General features: G+C 66.2%; 14 protein-coding genes and 2 pseudogenes. 11 read left to right on the forward strand and 5 right to left on the reverse strand.

The window, feature by feature from the left end; genetic code table 11:
* Positions 1-188 precede the first annotated feature (188 nt).
* A complete protein-coding gene (locus OKW44_RS08915) occupies positions 189-1,022 on the forward strand; it encodes a polysaccharide deacetylase family protein (RefSeq protein ID WP_026226582.1) in 834 nt (277 codons plus the stop codon).
* Positions 1,023-1,069: 47 nt separating this feature from the next.
* Here OKW44_RS08915 and OKW44_RS08920 read toward each other — a convergent pair whose 3' ends face one another.
* Positions 1,070-2,482, reverse strand: coding sequence for a DUF2252 domain-containing protein (locus OKW44_RS08920; protein ID WP_018424753.1), 1,413 nt, complete (start codon positions 2,480-2,482; stop codon positions 1,070-1,072).
* Between the two features lie 295 nt (positions 2,483-2,777).
* Between OKW44_RS08920 and OKW44_RS08925 the strand changes: the two genes are divergently transcribed.
* Together OKW44_RS08925 and OKW44_RS08930 are read left to right on the forward strand one after the other, a co-directional pair.
* Positions 2,778-3,461: a Pr6Pr family membrane protein gene (locus tag OKW44_RS08925; RefSeq protein WP_018424752.1), complete on the forward strand. Its 684-nt coding sequence runs from the start codon at positions 2,778-2,780 to the stop codon at positions 3,459-3,461.
* A 181-nt stretch (positions 3,462-3,642) separates the two neighbouring features.
* The gene (locus tag OKW44_RS08930; RefSeq protein ID WP_018424751.1) at positions 3,643-3,909 is read left to right on the forward strand and encodes a CsbD family protein; all 267 of its coding nucleotides are present in this window, start codon (positions 3,643-3,645) and stop codon (positions 3,907-3,909) included.
* 96 nt (positions 3,910-4,005) lie between these two features.
* Here OKW44_RS08930 and xth read toward each other — a convergent pair whose 3' ends face one another.
* Positions 4,006-4,806, reverse strand: a complete 801-nt coding sequence (xth, locus tag OKW44_RS08935) for an exodeoxyribonuclease III (protein WP_429410841.1) — start codon at positions 4,804-4,806, stop codon at positions 4,006-4,008.
* A gap of 214 nt (positions 4,807-5,020) precedes the next feature.
* On the opposite strand from xth, the pseudogene OKW44_RS08940 reads away from it, so the two are divergent.
* The 7 genes and pseudogenes from OKW44_RS08940 to OKW44_RS08970 all read left to right on the forward strand — a co-directional run.
* Positions 5,021-5,107: pseudogene (locus OKW44_RS08940) on the forward strand (formate hydrogenlyase); the annotation flags it as partial.
* A 267-nt stretch (positions 5,108-5,374) separates the two neighbouring features.
* The gene (locus OKW44_RS08945) at positions 5,375-6,094 is read left to right on the forward strand and encodes a (2Fe-2S)-binding protein (protein ID WP_018424749.1); all 720 of its coding nucleotides are present in this window, start codon (positions 5,375-5,377) and stop codon (positions 6,092-6,094) included.
* Positions 6,095-6,105: 11 nt separating this feature from the next.
* A complete protein-coding gene (locus OKW44_RS08950) occupies positions 6,106-7,107 on the forward strand; it encodes an FAD binding domain-containing protein (RefSeq protein WP_018424748.1) in 1,002 nt (333 codons plus the stop codon).
* Positions 7,104-9,319 (forward strand): annotated as a pseudogene (locus OKW44_RS08955) (xanthine dehydrogenase family protein molybdopterin-binding subunit). The gene OKW44_RS08950 and the pseudogene OKW44_RS08955 overlap by 4 nt, the downstream one beginning before the upstream one ends.
* A 130-nt stretch (positions 9,320-9,449) precedes the next feature.
* On the forward strand, positions 9,450-10,037 hold the full coding sequence (locus OKW44_RS08960; protein WP_018424746.1) for a nucleotidyltransferase family protein: 588 nt from the start codon (positions 9,450-9,452) through the stop codon (positions 10,035-10,037).
* Between the two features lie 440 nt (positions 10,038-10,477).
* Complete coding sequence (locus OKW44_RS08965; protein WP_018424745.1) at positions 10,478-11,185, forward strand: PIG-L deacetylase family protein; 708 nt, start codon at positions 10,478-10,480, stop codon at positions 11,183-11,185.
* Positions 11,186-11,313: 128 nt separating this feature from the next.
* Positions 11,314-11,466: a hypothetical protein gene (locus tag OKW44_RS08970; RefSeq protein WP_018424744.1), complete on the forward strand. Its 153-nt coding sequence runs from the start codon at positions 11,314-11,316 to the stop codon at positions 11,464-11,466.
* A 45-nt stretch (positions 11,467-11,511) separates the two neighbouring features.
* On the opposite strand, the gene OKW44_RS08975 is transcribed toward OKW44_RS08970, so the two are convergent.
* The 3 genes from OKW44_RS08975 to aepX are packed head-to-tail and all read right to left on the reverse strand — an operon-like array spanning position 11,512 to position 15,493.
* Entirely contained in the window at positions 11,512-12,579 is a 1,068-nt protein-coding gene (locus OKW44_RS08975; protein WP_018424743.1) for a 2-aminoethylphosphonate aminotransferase, read from the reverse strand.
* 23 nt (positions 12,580-12,602) lie between these two features.
* Complete coding sequence (gene aepY / locus OKW44_RS08980; RefSeq protein WP_018424742.1) at positions 12,603-13,766, reverse strand: phosphonopyruvate decarboxylase; 1,164 nt, start codon at positions 13,764-13,766, stop codon at positions 12,603-12,605.
* A complete protein-coding gene (gene aepX / locus OKW44_RS08985) occupies positions 13,763-15,493 on the reverse strand; it encodes a phosphoenolpyruvate mutase (protein WP_018424741.1) in 1,731 nt (576 codons plus the stop codon). Before aepX ends, aepY begins: the two co-directional genes overlap by 4 nt.
* A 551-nt stretch (positions 15,494-16,044) precedes the next feature.
* Between aepX and OKW44_RS08990 the strand changes: the two genes are divergently transcribed.
* Positions 16,045-17,586, forward strand: coding sequence for a methyl-accepting chemotaxis protein (locus tag OKW44_RS08990; RefSeq protein ID WP_026226580.1), 1,542 nt, complete (start codon positions 16,045-16,047; stop codon positions 17,584-17,586).
* Positions 17,587-17,878: the final 292 nt, after the last annotated feature.

Consider the following 17,878-nt stretch of genomic DNA (forward strand, 5'->3'; position numbering starts at 1 on the left):
CGCCCCGCACCATACAACAGCGAATCGGCGATCGCAAACCGCGCGACGTCTTTCAGCGCGCTTTCACCGCATACGTGGCCGCCGAACGGCACGTCGACGAGCGCAACAGTGGTATCGTTCGCGGTTGCGCATCGCGCAAGATTCACGGCCTTCCCGGGACGGAGGAAGGCGTACTGCAAACACGTTCGATGAATGAATGCCCGAACCCGCCGCGCCGCTGGCCGCGTAGCCGCAACTCCGCACTGCTGAGCGGCACGATCGGCTGGCACGTGATCGTGCTGATCGGCGTGGCTGTCGCACCGGCCGCGTGGCCATGGTGGCTCGCCGCGATCGTCGCGAACCACGCGCTGTTCACGATCGCCGGACTATTGCCGCGCACCACCCTGCTCGGGCCCAACTGGACCCGCCTGCCCGCGAACCCGCGCAACGCGGATGCAATCGCGCTGACCATCGACGACGGTCCCGATCCCGTCGTCACGCCGCAAGTGCTCGATCTGCTCGACGCGTTCGACGTGCGCGCGACGTTCTTCTGCATCGGCGCGAAGGTCGAGCGTTATCCGCAACTCGCGCGCGAGATCGTCGCGCGTGGGCATGGGCTCGAAAATCACTCGCAGATGCACGTGCATACGTTTTCGGTCGCGTTTCCGCGCGCGTTGACGCGCGAGATCGCCGCCGCGCAACGCACGCTCGAAACCGTCAGCGGCGCGCGGCCGATGTTTTTCCGCGCGCCCGCCGGCCTGCGCAACCTCTTCCTGGAGCCGGTGCTGCGCAAGCTCGACCTGCGTCTCGCGGCCTGGACGCGGCGTGGCTACGATACGCGCGAGCGTGACCCTCACATGGTTGCGCGGCGGCTGCTCGATGGTCTCGCCGCGCGCGACATCCTGTTGCTGCACGATGGCAACGCCGCGCTGACGATCGAAGGCCAGCCGCTGATTCTCGCGGTGCTGCCGAGCGTGATCGAAGCGGCGCGAGAGCGCCATCTGCGTTTCGTCACGCTGCGCGAAGCGCGCGCCGATGCGTGACGGTCCGCGTGAAGTGACACCACGCGCAGGACCACGCGCACGCAGCGCTACACACGGAAATCCGCCGCCATATCCTCTTCGGTGCGCGCTTCGAGCTTGCCGTCGCGGCACGCTTTGATGAACACGTCGTAGTCGCGTTCGACCTGATCCGCGTAGGCGCTCGCATACCCGCTCAGCGCTTCGCCGAACTGATCGCCGCGGCCGATGTACGCGCTGATCTCGATCGCCTGGCCGCTCGCCTTCGCATGCGCGCGCGCCATGATCCAGCCGCATAGCCGCGCATAGCCGTCGAGCAGATCGCTGTCGAACAGCTCGATATTCGCGGACAGCTTCATATCGCGCAGCTGGCGGAAATAGAAATGCCGCCCGAGCGGCCCGGTCCCCCAGCCGAGGAAGACGTCGCTCGCGGCCTGCAGCAGCCGCTGTCCTTGCACGACGCGCTCGCCCTGATGCTTGACGGCCGGCGACTTGTAGAACTGCGCAATGACCGACGGCCGCGCCTCCTTCAATTGCAGGAACAACGGCTTGCCCATGTGATCGACGAGCAGCACGACCAGACAACGCGTGCCGACGCTGCCGACGCCGACCGCCTTGAACACGACGTCGTGCCTCGTGAAGTGATCCAGCAGTTCGCGCCGATCGTGCGACATCGTCTTGCGGTACTCGTCCCACACCTGCTCGACCATCTTGTCGACGTTGCCGGTCCCGTAGGCTTCGGTTTCCTCGGCCGTCAACAACGTGTTCGCACCATGCACGTGAAACAGCGCGGGCGGCGCATCGTGGATGGTCCAGCGATTGCCGTCGAACGAGGTCATTTTTTCGAGCAGGCTTTCATGCGTGCGGCTCGCGGCCTTCTCCATGCCGCGCCGCACCGCGCGCCGGCGCTCGGGCGTCAGTGCGATCTCGGCCATGCGGTCGAATGTGATGCGGTCGTACCACAGGTCGAGCGCGCCGAACTGCGCGTATTGCGCGACGCGATCGCGATACGAGCCGACCGCGGTCATCACGAGACTCTCGGCGGTGCCGCGGCTCAGGCGCATCTGGCGCGCGGCCACGACGAGGCTCGCGCACAAGCGTTTCAGGTCCCATTCGAACGGGCCGATCGAGACTTCGTCGAAGTCGCTCAGGTCGAAGACCAGTTGCCGCTCGGGCGTCGCGAAGCCGCCGAAATTCATCAGATGGCCGTCGCCGCAGATCGGCATGGTGAGGCCGGTGTCGTGCACCTTGCTCAGATCGTGCGCCTGCAGAATCGCGCTGCCTCGAAAGAACGAGAACGGCGAGGCAGCCATGCGCCCATAGCGCAGCGGCACCAGACTCTCGACGCGCTCCGCGCTGCTCTGTTTCAGCAGCTCGATCGGATCGCGGTACAACTCGCCGACCGCCCGGTGACTCGAGCGTTTCGAATGCTCGCGCGCGGCGCGGCCGCGCGCTTCCCGTTCGGCAACGGTGCTGGCTTTCATGCTTTCTCTCCGTTTTGCGAGTCTGGAAACGGCGCTGACAGAGACTGCTTGCCGCGCACGGCGTCGTTAACATCGAGGGCTGCAGTCGCGATCATAACGGGTCGAAACACACGATGAATCGCCGCCAGTGAGTGCGGCGCTTGCAGCCGTGGCGGCGAGCTCGCAATCCGCTTTGCAACCCGCTTTACAGCCAGCCACTAGCTCGCGTAGTACGCCGTAGTATTTTTCCAACGCCGGCTCGCATGGGCGCGAAAGCCCATGCAGCCGCGCGCGCACCGCGCGTAGAATCGAGCGCATGCGCCCTACCTTCGTTCCGCAGCGCGAACCCGAGCTGCCGCTGCATACGCCCAGTGTGTCGTCGCTGACGTTGGCGGCGGTCATTGCGCTGATCGCGTGGATGGCGATCCTCGCGCAAGCCGACCTGACGATCGATCGATCGCTCGCGCGCGGGCTCACCGTGTTAGACGCGCTCGCGCGCATGAGCAGCTACCTGACCAATCTGACGGTGCTCGCCAGTGCGCTCTGCTTCACCTGCATCGTGCTGTGGAAGCACCGCTCGCCGCTCGTGCGCTTTTTCCGGCAGCCGACGGTCGTGACCGCGGTGGTCGCGTACATCGTGTTCGTCGGCCTCGCGTACAACCTGCTGTTGCGCGGACTGTGGCCGCTGTCGCCCTACCGGCGCCTGCTCAACGAGTCGCTGCACAGCGTGCTGCCGATGCTCGCCGCGCTCTACTGGGTGCTGTTCGTGCCGCGTTTTCATCTGCGGTTGCGCCACGCTCCGCTGTGGCTCGTCTATCCGCTCGCCTATCTCGGCATCACGTTCTGGCGCGGCAGCCTGTCGGATTTTTATCCGTATCCGTTCATCGACGTCGAAACGCTCGGGCTGCACCAGGTGCTCGTCAATGCCGCGCTGCTATTCGGCGGTTTTCTGATGCTGCTGGCCGTGTTCGTCGGCATCAATTTCGGGCGCCGACGATGATGTTCCAGCACGTCCCGTTTGGCCGGATGCATGGCGTCCCGTCGCCGGGCGCACTTCTTGCGCCCCTTTCGTCACTGACGCAGGCCCACGCCGCACTGGCACGGCTTGCGCGGCGCCCTTGTGCGAGCGCGTTGCAATTGCAGCGGACCCGCACGTAAATATGACAACAGGAGCGATGCATATGGATACGAATTCAGCGGCAGGCGCGGTAAAGGAAGTCGCGGGCAAGGTGCAAAGCGCGGTCGGCGATGCAGTCGGCGACACCAGCGCGCAGGTGGCGGGCAAGGCGCGCGAATTGAGCGGCAAGGCGCAGCAGTTATGCGCGAATACCACGAGCCTCGTGCGCGATGCGACGGCCGAAAACCCGTTCACGACGCTGGCCGTGGTTGCTCTCGCCGGGTTCGTGATGGGCGCGCTGTGGTCGCGCGGCGGTCGCGACTACGACTGAAGCAGGCACGGCGCCGGATCATAGGCGCCGATCAACAGCGCGAAGCAGTCGCGCCAAAGCGGGCGATCCGCCGCAAGCGGATCGCCCGCCGCTTCACTAGCCGCTCTTCTTCTTGCGGCCGGCGCCCATTTCCAGTTCGATCCACGTCGGTGCGTGGTCGCTGGCATGCGGTTCGCCACGCACCCAACGGTCGACGCCCGCATCGCGCAGGCGCGGCGCGAGGTCGGCGCTCAGCAGCAGATGATCGATGCGCAGCCCCGAATTCGTATCCCAATGACGGCGGAAATAGTCCCAGAACGTGTACACGCGTTCGTCGCCGAAATGCGTGCGCAGCGCATCGGTCCAGCCTTGCGCGAGCAGCCTGCGATAACGCTCGCGGCTCTCCGGCTGCAGCAGCGCGTCCTTTAGCCACGAGCGCGGGTTGTAGATGTCTTCGTCGGTCGGCACGACGTTGAAGTCCCCAGCGATCACGACCGGGTGGCCGCTCTGGTAGAGCTGCGCCGCATGCGCGATCAGATGATCGAACCACGCGAGCTTGTAGTCGAACTTGGGGCCGGGCTGCGGATTGCCGTTCGGCAGGTACAGACACACGATCAGCACGCCGCCGACCGCGGCCTCGATGTAACGGCTATGCGTGTCGTCTTCGAAACCGGGCAGACCGCGCCGACGTTCGAGCGGTGCGTCGCCTTTGGCCAGAATCGCCACACCGTTCCATGCGCTCTGGCCTTGCCACACGGCGCCATAACCGGCGTCGCGCAATGCGTCGACTGGAAATGCGTTATCCACCGCCTTCAGTTCCTGCAGGCAGACGACGTCCGGCGCCTCGCGCTCGAGCCATTGCAATAGCGCCGCCTGCCGCGAGCGGATACCGTTGATGTTGAACGTCGCAATGCGCAGCTTCGCATGCCATGATCACCCTCCCTCGCCTATTGCTCCGCGACGTCGCAATACTCGGTCGCCCGCGAACGCGCGCGGCAATCAGGGTGTTATCCCCGATCGGTTTTGCTCATAGCACCGACTCCATTTTGACCCGGTTGGCCCGTTCAAAATTTATCGCCCGCAAAGCGGACATTATCCATCCAGTTCAAACCTGTCGACATCCGCAGCGAAGCTACCCGTAAGCCTGACGATCCCCGGATGTCCGCCGCCGCCGATCGATTTGCTGCGAGGCATCCTGGCCGCCTGCCGGGCGCGTTGAGCCCGGAGGTCGATCTCGCATTTCCCCGTTGCAATGTGCAACTTTTGCCCGTGTTTGCGCGGCTCCAGCCGGGCTCCATCCGGTCATTGCGCATATTGGCCTGCGTTTATTGCGCAGATCGGCTTTGCGCTTGCAGCGAGTTTTTAATACCCTGGTAGCTGCAATGGCATTCAAATTGCTGCGCAATAGTTTTGCTTCAGCGCGATGCGTTGGACATCGACGCGTCGTCAGCCTGCATTGACCTTTCAGTGGAGTCAACAGATCGTCATGACGCCTACAGAATGTCAGCATTGCGGGGACACCTCCGCGTCAGAGTCCACCGCCGAGCCCACCACCACGCCTTCCCAACCGTCACGACGCCGCTTCCTGCAATCCGCGGCGGCCGCCGCGACGATCGGCGCGGCGCCGCATCTGCGCGCGCAAACGCAAGCGCCGGCGCCCGCCTCACCCGCGCCGCAAAGCAACCCCGTGGTGCCGCCGCGCCCCGTCACGTTGACCGTCAACGGCCGCGGGTACACGCTGCAGCTCGAACCGCGCGTAACGCTGCTCGACGCGTTGCGCGAATACGCGGGACTGATGGGCACGAAGAAAGGCTGCGACCGCGGTCAATGCGGCGCCTGCACGGTGCTCGTCGACGGCCGCCGCATCAACTCGTGTCTGACGCTCGCGGTCATGCATGAAGGCGAGAACATCACGACCGTCGAAGGACTCGCGAGCAACGGCGCGTTGAGTCCGGTGCAGACCGCGTTCATCGAACACGATGCGTTCCAGTGCGGCTACTGTACGCCCGGGCAGTTGTACTCGGCGACCGCCCTGCTCAGCGAATTCCGCAACGGCACGGCGAGCACCGTGACCGCCGACGTGCGCGCGCGTCCCGCCGCGCTCACCGACGACGAAATCCGCGAACGCATGAGCGGCAACATCTGCCGCTGCGGTGCGTACGTGAACATCGTCGCCGCGGTCCGCGCCGCGCACGACATCGCCTGACGGAGACCGACATGGATGCGATCTCCTACGAACGCGCCGGCGACGTCGCCAGCGCGGTGCGCGCCGCGCAACAGCCGGGCGCGGTATTCATCGGCGGCGGCACGAATCTGCTCGATCTGATGAAGGGCGGCGTCGCGCGGCCGGTGCGGCTCATCGATATCACGCACATCGGCGGCCTCGACTCGGTGACGACGCTGCCCGACGGCGGCATCCGCATCGGCGCGCTGGTGCGCAACAGCGACGCGGCCAATCACGCGCTAGTGCGCGAGCAGTACCCGCTGCTGTCGCAAGCGCTGCTCGCGGGCGCGTCGGCGCAGTTGCGCAACATGGCGACGGTCGGCGGCAACCTGCTGCAACGCACCCGCTGCGGCTACTTCTACGACACCGCGTTCACACAGTGCAACAAGCGCCTGCCCGGCAGCGGCTGCGCGGCGCTCGACGGCCATAACCGCGCGCATGCGATCCTCGGCGCGAGCCCGCAATGCATTGCGGTCAACCCCTCGGATATGAGCGTCGCGCTGGCCGCGCTCGATGCGCTGGTGCGCGTGAGCGGTCCCAAGGGCGAGCGCACGATCGCGTTCGCCGATTTCCATCGGCTGCCGGGCGACCGGCCCGACGTCGATACCACCTTGCAGCCCGGCGAGCTGATCACCGCGGTCGATCTGCCGCCGCCGCTCTTCAGCGCGCATTCGCACTATCTGAAGGTGCGTGACCGCGCGAGCTACGCGTTCGCGCTCGTCTCGGTCGCGGCCGCGTTGCAGATGGACGGCGAGCGTGTTCAGAGCGCGCGCATCGCGCTCGGCGGTGTCGCGCACAAACCATGGCGCGCGAACGTGGCCGAGCAGATGCTGAGCGGCCAGCCGCTCAGCCAGGCCACGCTGAAGAACGCCGCCGCGGCCGCGTTGAGTGGCGCGCAGCCGCGCCACGACAACGCGTTCAAGGTGCAACTCGCGCAACGCGCGATCGTGCGCGCGGTCAACCAGGCCGCCGGTAACGCGGGAGGTGTCGCATGAATCTGATCGGACAACCGCTCGATCGCGTCGACGGTCTGCTCAAGGTGACCGGCGACGCGCGCTATGCAGCCGAATTCCCCGGGGCGCGCCTCGCGCATGCGGTGCTCGTGACGAGCACGATCGCGGCCGGCACGATCGCGTCGATCGATGCGAGCCGCGCCGAGGCCGTGCCCGGCGTGCTGCTCGTGATGACCTACCAGAACGCGCCACGCCTGCCGAATGGCGGCCGGCCCGCGCTCGCGCCGCCGGCCGGCCGGCATCTGTCGCTTCTGCAGGATAACGAAGTGCACTACAGCAACGAGCCGGTCGTGGTGGTCGTCGCCGATACGCTCGAACATGCGACCGACGCCGCTCGCCAGCTGCGCATCGCCTATCAGCCGGGCGCCGCGGCGCTCGACTTCGAGCAGGCGAAGGCGCACGCGCATGCGCCGGACAAGCCGCAGGGCCGCCAGACCGACACGCAGCGCGGCAGCTTCGAGGACGGCATGCAAAGCGGCGACGTGCATATCGAAGCGACCTATACGACGCCGATCGAGCACCACAACCCGATGGAGCCCCACGCGACGATGGCGCAATGGGACGGCCCGCAGTTGACGGTCTACGACTCGACGCAGGGCGTGAGCGGCGCCGCGCAGGTGCTCGCGAAGACGTTCGCGATCCCTGTGTCCGACGTGCGAGTGATCTCGCCGCTGATCGGCGGCGGCTTCGGTTGCAAGGGCTCGTCGTGGTCGCACGTGTCGCTGTGCGCGATGGCCGCGCGGCAAACCGGGCGGCCCGTCCGCCTCGCGCTCGAACGCCCGCAGATGTTCGGCCCGGTCGGCGCACGTCCGCGCACCGAGCAGCACTTCGTGATCGCCGCGCGGCACGACGGCACCCTGACCGCGATGCGTCACGACAGCATCTCGAACACGTCGATGATCGAAGACTGGACCGAGACCTGCTGCATGGTCACGCGCATGCTGTACGCGGTGCCCAACCAGATAACGACGCACCGGCTCGTGCAACTCAATGTCGGCACGCCGACCTTCATGCGCGCACCCGGAGAAACCACCGGCTCGTTCGCGCTCGAATCGGCGATGGACGAACTCGCCGTCGCGCTGAAGATGGACCCGCTCGCGCTGCGCCTGAAGAACTATGCGGACAGCGATCCGCAGGAGCACAAGCCGTGGTCGGGCAAGTCGCTGCGCGAGTGCTATCAGATCGGCGCCGAGAAGTTCGGCTGGTCGCGCCGCCCGCACGCGCCACGTTCGAGACGCGACGGCAACACGCTGATCGGCATGGGCATGGCGACCGCAACCTATCCGGCCAACCGCAGCGAGGCGTCGGCGCTTGCGCAGATTCTGCCGGACGGCACCGCGGTGGTCGCATCGGGCACGCAGGACATCGGCACCGGCACCTACACGGTGATGACCCAGGTCGCCGCCGATGCGCTCGGCTTCACGCCCGAGCAGATCCACTTCGCGCTCGGCGATTCGTCGCTGCCGCGCGCGCCGGTCTCGGGCGGCTCGCAGTCGGCGGCCAGCGTGTCGCCCGCGGTGCGCGACGCGGCGAGCCAGGCGCGCAGCCAGTTGATCGCGCTGGCGCTTGCCGATGCGGCGTCGCCCGTGCATGGCCTGCCGCTCGATGACGTCACGGTCGCAAGCGGCTGGGTCGTGAGCCGCTCGCAACCGGGCAAGCGCGATCCGGCCGCGGCGATCATCGCGCGCGCGCGGGCGGCAAGCCGATCGAGGCGACCGCGACCGTGAAGCCCGGCGACGAGAAGCAGAAGTACTCGTTCCACTCGTTCGGCGCGGTGTTCGTCGAGGTCCACGTCGATGCCGAGCTCGGCACAATCCGCGTGCCGCGCGTGGTCGCGGTGTACGACGTCGGCCGCGTGCTGAACCAGAAGACCGCGCGCAGCCAGATGATGGGCGGCATCGTATGGGGCATCGGCGCGGCGCTGCAGGAGGAAAGCACGCTCGATGCACGCTTTGGACGCTTCACCAACGCGAACCTCGCCGAGTATCACGTGCCGGTGAATGCCGATATCGGCACGCTCGACATCACTTTCATCGACCGGCCCGATCCTTATATCAACTCGCTCGGCGTGCGCGGTATCGGCGAGATCGGCATCACGGCTGTGGTAGCCGCGATCGCGAACGCGGTGTACAACGCGACCGGCGTGCGGGTGCGCGATCTGCCGATCACGCTGGACAAGGTGGTGCGGACCTGAACCGGCGGCAGTGCCGGAATTGGAGTGAAAGCGAAAGCAGCGGGCGGCTTGCATATTGCTTGCTTGCCGCTTGCTTCGCGCCCCGTTGCATCGCACAATCGGGTGCATTCCTGTCTACCGGTATTCGCCGATGGCCTACGCCTCGCTCGCCACTGGTGTGTTGCTCGCCGCCGGTTTCGGCTCGCGCTTCGATCCGCACGGGCTGCACAACAAACTGCTCGCACGTATGCCCGACGGCACGCCGGTTGCGCATGAAGCCGCGCATCGGCTGCTGCGGGTCGTGACGCGGGTGCTCGCTGTCGTGCGGCCCGGCTCCGACGCGCTCGCCCGCGCGCTGAACGATGCCGGCTGTGATGTCGTGTTTGCGGCGAGCGCCGAGCGCGGCATGGGCGCGAGCCTCGCCGCCGGTATCGAAGCGAGCGATGACGCCGAGGGCTGGATCGTCGCGCTTGCCGATATGCCGCGCATTGCGGTTCCGACGATCGAAGCGGTAGCCCGCGCGCTCGACAACGGCGCGCCGCTCGTCGCGCCGTTCTACGACGGCCAGCGCGGCCATCCGGTCGGCTTCGGCAGCGAGCATCGCGACGCGCTACTCGCGCTGGACGGCGACACCGGCGCGAAAGCGCTGCTCACGTCACACGCGCTGACGCGCATCGACGTTGACGATCCCGGCATTCTGCGCGACGTGGACACACCGGACGATTTGCGCACGCTCTAGCCGGGATCTGACGCGTTTCGATCTCAACCTTGTTGTACTTGAGCCGTCGAGATCGCGACTCACTCCCCGGCTCGTCCCGCGGTGTCTTCCGAATCGGGAAAATGATCGGCGCGGTCGCGCGGAGGGACCATCCCCTGAACGTGGGAGGCGGGAGGACAGTGTTCGGAGAATTCGCAAAGTACACAAAAAACGTGCGCTTCAAGGGCCCCTGACAGCGGCGCGCGACAAGCCGGAAAGCCACGGCCGTCACTGGATGGACGGATCGGGAGTTCGATCCGCGGCCTGTCAGGCACGCGCTTTGCGCGCCGCAAGTTTCGCGCGCACGCCGCGCCAATTGCGCCTAAGCTGAGGTGAGCCACGTTTTTTGCGCACGCGGCGCCTTGACGACCGGTAGCCTCGATACCTCATCCGTCCCGCCTCGAATCCCCATACGCAAGCCCATGAGCGAAACCACCCCACGCCTTTTCATCGTCTCGCCCCATTTCGACGACGCCGTCTTCAGTTGCGGCGCCTTGCTCGCCGCCCATCCCGACGCCGCCGTCTGCACCGTGTTCGCCGCTCCGCCCGAACACGACATGCACACGGAATGGGACGAAAAAGCAGGCTTCACGAACGCCCATGAAGCGGTCCGCGAACGCACGATCGAAGACAACCGCGCGCTCGAAGTGCTCGACGCGATCCCGCTGCGCATGCCGTTTCGCGACAGCCAGTACGCCGACTCGCCGTCGATCAGCCAGATGGCCGCGGCGCTGGAGGAAACGATTTACCGCACGACCGCGAACACGCTGCTGATGCCGCTTGGCCTGCATCACGACGATCACGCGCGGGTATTCGAAGCGTGCTGCGAGATCCTGCCGCGGCTCACGCATCTGGACTGGTTCGGTTACGAGGAAGCGATTCACCGGCTCACACCGGGCGCGGTGCAGGCGCGGCTCGCCGATCTCGCGCAGCGCGGCATCGTCGCGACGCCGGCAACGCCGAGCGCGGGCCACACGATCGACGTGCAGCGCCGCGCGCATTTGAAACGCGAAGCGGTCAACGCGTACGCGAGCCAGTTGCGGGCGTTCGGCGCCGGCAATTACGACGACGTGTTCGCGATCGAGCGCTACTGGCAGCTCAGCGCCGGCCGCAAACGCGCGAAGAAATAGCAAAAAGGAGCGAGCAGGAAGCGCGGCGAGCGCCTACGCTTGAAGACAGATAGACGACGTGGCAGCACACATCAGCGGTATCAAGCCGCTTACGCCGGACCCGCGCATTTCAACCGCAGGGTGACGCAATGAGCTACGAAATGCACACCAGCCCGATTCCCGACCCGAACGCCGATCCGAACCGCGACCCCGAAGCCGACCCGCTCGTGCCGCCGTCGCCGGGGCATCATGTCGAGGAGCCGCAGCGGCCTGACGGGCCGCCGGACAAGGATCCGGTGTAAGGGAGCCGCGAGCGGCGCGGTCGCGGCGCGCCGCTCGGCGCAGCGTCAGCACATCAAGTCGCTGAAGCCCTGCAGCAGGCGGTCGATATCGGCCGCGTGAATGTTGCCCATCGTCGAGATGCGGAACAGCTCCGCCGACAGCCCGCCCTGCCCCGCATAGATCACGAAGCCGCGCGCTTTCAGCGCGTCGTGCAGTTGCGGATACGCGATACCGTTGGGCAAGCGGTACGCGCGCAACACCACCGACGACTGCCCGGCCGGCAACACACTGTCGATGCCGCGCGCCGCCAGCCCCGCGCGCACCTGCTCGGCAAGCGCCGCATAGCGCGCGTGACGCGCGCGCCAGCCGCCTTCGTCGGCGAGCTCACGCAGCGCCTCGACCAGCGCGTAATACGCGTGCACCGACGGCGTAAACGGCGTGTTGCGCTGATCCTGCAAACGCGCGAGCCGCGCGAGATCGAGGTAGTACGTGCGGCTCGCCGCGCGCGCGAGCGCCGCGCGCCGCACCAGCACGAACGACGCGCCCGGCACGCCATGCAGGCACTTGTTGGCGGTCGCGGCGAGCGCGTCGAGGCTCGCGTCCGCGAAATCGATCGTTTCGGCGCCGAAGCTGCTGACACCGTCCACCAGCAGACGCAGGCCGCGCTCGCGACACAAGGCGCCGAGCGCCGCGATGTCGTTCAGACGGCCCGTGGTCGTTTCGTGATGAATCACCGCGACGTGCGTGAACGACTTGTCGGCGTCGAGACGGTCGGCGATCTTCGCCAGATCGGGTGCGTCCATCCAGTCGTGCTTCAGCGCTTCGTGCGCGATGCCGTATTGCGCGGCGATCTGCGCGATACGCTCGCCGTACACGCCGTTTTCGACGACCAGCAGTTTGCCGTTGTGCGGCACCAGCGCGGCCGTCATGCTTTCGACGGCGGCCGTGCCGGAACCGGTCATCAGCACTGCCTGCCATTCGTTCGGGTCGAGCCCGTACACGTCGACGAGACGCGTGCGCGCCTCTTCCTGGAGATCGAAAAACTCGCTCTCGCGATGGCACAGATCCGTCTGCAACAAACTGTTGCGGACACGTTCGGTGAGCGTCACCGGGCCGGGGTTGAGCAGCAGCATGGGCGCTCCTGTTGGCGTTGGGTTCAGATCGCGCCGATGTGGCGCATCAGGCGCGTCTTCACATCGGGCGGCGTAATGGTCGGGCGCGGCAGGCCGCCGGGCGTGCCGCGGCGGATCGTCAGGCGCGCGAAGCGCGGCCCGTCGAGCGGCGCCGCCGCGAACAGCTCGTCGATGATCGCAGGATCGTCGCTCTCGAGCGCCGACGCGTAACCGCACGCGGCCGCCACGCCCGCGAACGACACCTGCGACGATACCGTCGCCTGGCCGCCGGTCGAGTCGTGCGCGCCGTTATCGAGCAGCACGTGCGCGAGGTTCGACGGGCCGTACGCGCCGAGCGTCGCGAACACGCCCATGCGCATCAGTGCGGCGCCGTCACCGTCGAGCGCGACCACGCGCAGATCGGGGCGCGCGAGCGCGAGGCCGAGCGCGAACGGCGTCACGCAGCCCATCGAGCCGACCATGTATAGCTGGTTCGCGCGATCGTCGATCGCATAGAGTTCGCGGCCGCAAAAGCCGGTCGACGCGAGCACCACCGTCGAGTCGAGCGGCGTATGCGCGATCACCTTTTGCAGCGCGTCGTGGCGCGTCGCGAGTTCGTTCGCGGCGCTGTCGCGGAACCGCGCGCGAGGCTCGACCGGCGTGCGCCGCCTGGGCGCGCCGCCGTCCTTCAGTTCATACGGCGCAACGCTGCCCTTCTGCATCACGAGCGCGTATGGACGGCCGGTTGCGTCCATGTGCGCGATCGCGCGATCGAGCGCCGGACCGATCGCGTCGGCCTCGGTCGGGAATGTCTCCCACGGAATTTCCATCGTGTCGAGCATCGCCGGCGTGATCGGGCCCATCAGCGCATGCTGCGGCTCGTCGGCAACGCCGGGCTGGCCGCGCCACGTGACGATCAGCAGTTGCGGCAGGCGGAAGGTCCACGTCAGCGACGTCAGCGGGCTGACCGCGTTGCCGAGCCCGGAGTTCTGCATCATCGTGATGCCGCGCCGGCCGTTTTTCGCGCCGAGCGTAACGCCGGCGATCAGCGCGACCGCGTCGCCCTCGTTGGCGGCCGACACATAGTGCAGCGATTCGTCCTGCAGCACGTAGTTGATGAACGGCGTCAGATAGGAGCACGGCACGCCCGCGTACCAGTCGAAACCGCGCTCGCGCGCCGCCTCGACGAACTGTGCTGCTTCGATCATCGCGCGCCTCCGTGTGCATCGTTCGTCGTCGCCCCGCCGCCGACGGCCGTCGCGAACGGCGCCTGCGCGTGCGCGAAGTCGCCCGCGCGGCGGAAATCGTCGAGATCGTTGACGCCGCGCCAGTGGCCGTGCACGTATTGCACCTCGATCGACTCGCCCGCTTCGATCAACGCGTTCAGCAGCGCGGGCATGTCGAGCGACGCAAAATCGTCGCGCGTCCGCAACTCGCGCATGACCGCCCGCAGGCGCTCGCGACCCGCGCCGCGCACGTTCAGCAGACCCATCCAGCGGCCATGCGGCACTGGGGCGACGCCCGCCGCCGACGACTGCTCCCGCCCGCTCGCGACATGCCGCAGCACGATCTTGTTGCCGAACAGACCGCGGTCGTCGGCGGCCGAGCACCACGCGAAATCGCGCACGCTCGCGTTCTCCGCATCGGTTAGCGACGAATCGACGACCACGCTGAACGCGGCCTCGCTTTCCACCAGATCGCGCAGGATGTAGCTGCGAAACAGCAGGTCGCCGTACGAAATGACCGTGTCGCCGGTCAGGTGGTCGAGTGCGCACGCGAGCGAGGCAAGCTCGCCGGTCTGCGCATGCTGCTCGTTGACCACGAGGCGGATGCCCGCGGTATCGATCGCGTCGGCGCGATAGCCGCCGACCACGGTGATGTCGTTGACGCCCTGCTTCTTGAACGCGTCGACGAGCCAGCGCAGCAGCGGTTTGCCGGCGATCGGCAGCATCACCTTCGGACGGTCCCCGGTCACCGCTTCAAGGCCTTTGCCGCGGCTCGCGGCGAGCACGACGGCCGAGCCGGCCGCGCGGCCGCTCGACAGATAGCGGTCTTCGGCTTCCGAATATTCGTCGGCGTCCTGCAAACGGAAGATTTCGTTGACGGCCGCGATGCTGTCCTCGACGTTGACGAGCGTCTCGCTCGAATGGATTTCCTTCGCGACGGCCTGCATCGCCGAGGTCGCCGCGCGGATCAGATGGTTCGCCCAGATCACGGTGCTGATGCCCGCTTCGCGGAACACCTCGGTTGGCGTGCTGTAGTACTTGGTCGGCACGATCACGAGCGGCGCGCGCCCGGCCCATTCGCGCGCGAATTCGAGAATCTCGTCGGGGCGCGACAGCTTGCTGTGAATCAGGATCGCATCGGCACCAGCTTGGGCGTACGCTTGCGCGCGGCGCAGCGCCTCGTCCATGCCCCAGCCCGCGATCAGCGCCTCGACGCGCGCGACGATCGAGAAATGCTCGTCGTTCTGCGAGTCCTTGCCCGCCTTGATCTTGCCGCAGAATTCGCCGATATCGGCAAGCGGCTGCGCCTCGCCGTTGATGAAGCTATTGGTCTTCGGAAACTGCTTGTCCTCGATGCACACGCCGGCGATGCCGCGCTGTTCGAGCTTGCGCACGAGGCGGCGCACGTTGTTGAAGTTGCCGTAGCCGGTGTCGCCGTCGAGCAGGATCGGCAGATCGCTCGCGTCGGCCATGAATTCGAGCGTATCGACCACCTGCGTCCAGCTCGCCTCGTTGTTGTCGCGCACGCCGAACTGCGCGGAGATCGCGAGGCCAGAGCCCCAGATCGCCTTGAACCCCGCTTCGCGAACGATGCGCGCGGACAGGCCGTTATGCGCCTCCATCATGAATTCGAGTTCGCTGCTGACGAGCATCTGGCGCAGGCGCGCACTGCGGGACTGGGAAACGAAAGCGGGATCGCGTGCATTCACTCTTCGGGACTCCTGGTGGCGGGCTTATTGGCGTTCTTCGATGCCAGGCTGGCAATCGGAAAAGGGCGACTATAGCGGAATTTTTTATGACGAGTCTTTGAAGGTCTCAGCGGTCTTTCGTGGTTGCGCTTAAGTGGAAAAATGTGTTGTTTTTTGCATGCGTGACCATTTAACGGGATTTTTGGATTTGATTGGCGTTTTGTGGAATGTTGGTACAAGCCTTCCTGGATTGGGCTCGGCAGATTTTACGCAGACCAGAACCGGCATTTTTCATGTCGATTTTCGCGCGCATTTTTTCAATTGCTGCGATTTACCGATAATCGCCAGTTAATTCAGATCCGCGAATCATGCACAAAAGTCTTTTTCGAATTGGCGCATGAAATCCACTTAAAACGCTCAATAAAATCTGCCTATTAATCAGATGAATAGCGATGTCAAAACAGCGGGTTTTCCCTGCCTCGATCAACGCCATTTCGCGCCGTAAACACAGCGAGCGGCATCCCACCGCAACTCAATGGACCCTACTGGCCAAAACGCCTATTCCCATCGCTATGACTCTGAACCGAAAACTGGCGTCCATGATCGCCGTTCTGTGGGTCGGCCTGATCCTGATTGGCGCGTTCGGCGCGTGGCAGAACCGCGCATCGATGATCTCCGACCGACGCGAGCAATTGCGCTCGTTGATCGAAGAGGCAAACCACGTCGTCGGCCACTACTACTCGCTCTCCCAGCAGCATGCGCTGTCCGAGGACGACGCGAAAAAGCAGGCGCTCGCGACGCTCGGCGCGATGCGCTACGGCAAGGACGGCTATTTGTCGATCAACGACTCGCAGCCGGTCATGCTGATGCATCCGATCAAGCCCGAACTGATCGGCAAGAACCTCGCGCAGTTCACCGATCCGGCCGGCAATCATCTGTTCGTCGATATCGTCAACGCGGGCAATCACGACGGCGGCGGCTTCGTCGATTATTTGTGGGCCAAGCCCGGCAGCGAGCATCCCGTCGCGAAGACCAGCTACTCGATGCACTTCGCGCCGTGGGACTGGTACCTCGTGACCGGCATGTACACGGACGACGTGCAAAGCGCGTTCTACCGCAACCTGCTGCGCTGGCTCGCGATCACCGTCACGCTCGGCGCGCTCTCTACGGTCGTGATGCTGGTCGTGCTGCGCAGCATCCGCCGCTCGCTCGGCGGCGATCTCGAAGTGGCCGTCGAGCACGCGCGGTTGATGGCGCAAGGCAACCTCGCGACGCCGGTGCCGATCGAGCCGCACGACAACGGCAGCCTGCTGCATGCGCTGCGCACGATGCAGGCGGGACTCGTCGACACGGTCTCGCGCGTGCGCAAGGGCACCGAGAACATCAACGTCGGCGCGAACGAAATCGCGGCGGGCAACACCGACCTGTCGCAGCGTACCGAGGAGCAGGCGGCGGCGCTCGTGCAAACCGCGTCGAGCATGGATCAGATGACGGTGAACGTGAAGCAGAACGCGGACAGCGCGACCCAGGCCGCGCAACTCGCGAGCGACGCAGCGAACGTCGCGACGCGCGGCAGCCGCGTGGTCGACGACGTGGTGCGCACGATGAGCGAGATCACCGCGAGCTCGCGGCAGATCGGCGACATCATCGGCGTGATCGACGGCATCGCGTTCCAAACCAATATCCTCGCGCTGAATGCCGCCGTCGAGGCGGCTCGCGCCGGCGAACAGGGTCGTGGCTTCGCGGTGGTCGCGGCCGAAGTGCGCAGCCTCGCGCAGCGCTCGGCGACGGCCGCCAAGGAGATCAAGGCGCTGATCGAGACCTCGACCGATACCGTCGAGACCGGCGCGTCACTGGTCGCCAACGCGGGCGCGACGATGGGCGAGATCGTGCAGTCGGTGCGGCGGGTCAACGAGATCCTCGAAGAAATCAGCCACGCGTCGCGCGAGCAGAGCGCGGGCATCGAACAGGTCAACCGCGCGGTCGGCGAGATGGATCAGGTCACGCAGCAGAATGCGGCACTGGTCGAACAGGCCGCGGCCGCCGCGCATTCGCTGAAGGACCAGGTCGGCGTGTTGCGCGACGCGATTGCGAGTTTCGCGTTGCCGGACTGAGCTTGCCCCGCCGCGCCCGCAACGGGCGCGAAAAAAGAAGGCGCCCCACAGGCAGGGAGCGCCTATTCAACACGCCGCGTCGGAGTCGACGCATCAATCGAACGAATCAGCCGCGCGGGTTCTGCAAGTCCGCGCGGCTTTTCGTTTACCAAGCTTCGGCTCGGCTCGCCTTTGCTCCAGCTCGAACGCGCCTCCTTTCACATTCCTCGCATTTAAATTACGTTTTATTTACAATCGGCCCGGCGACAGTCCTTGCCGCCAAGCCTCGTGGCGTTGGCGGCCTCGTTCAATC

This window comes from Paraburkholderia lebeckiae (genome assembly GCF_050436325.1).
GTDB lineage: Bacteria > Pseudomonadota > Gammaproteobacteria > Burkholderiales > Burkholderiaceae > Paraburkholderia > Paraburkholderia tuberum.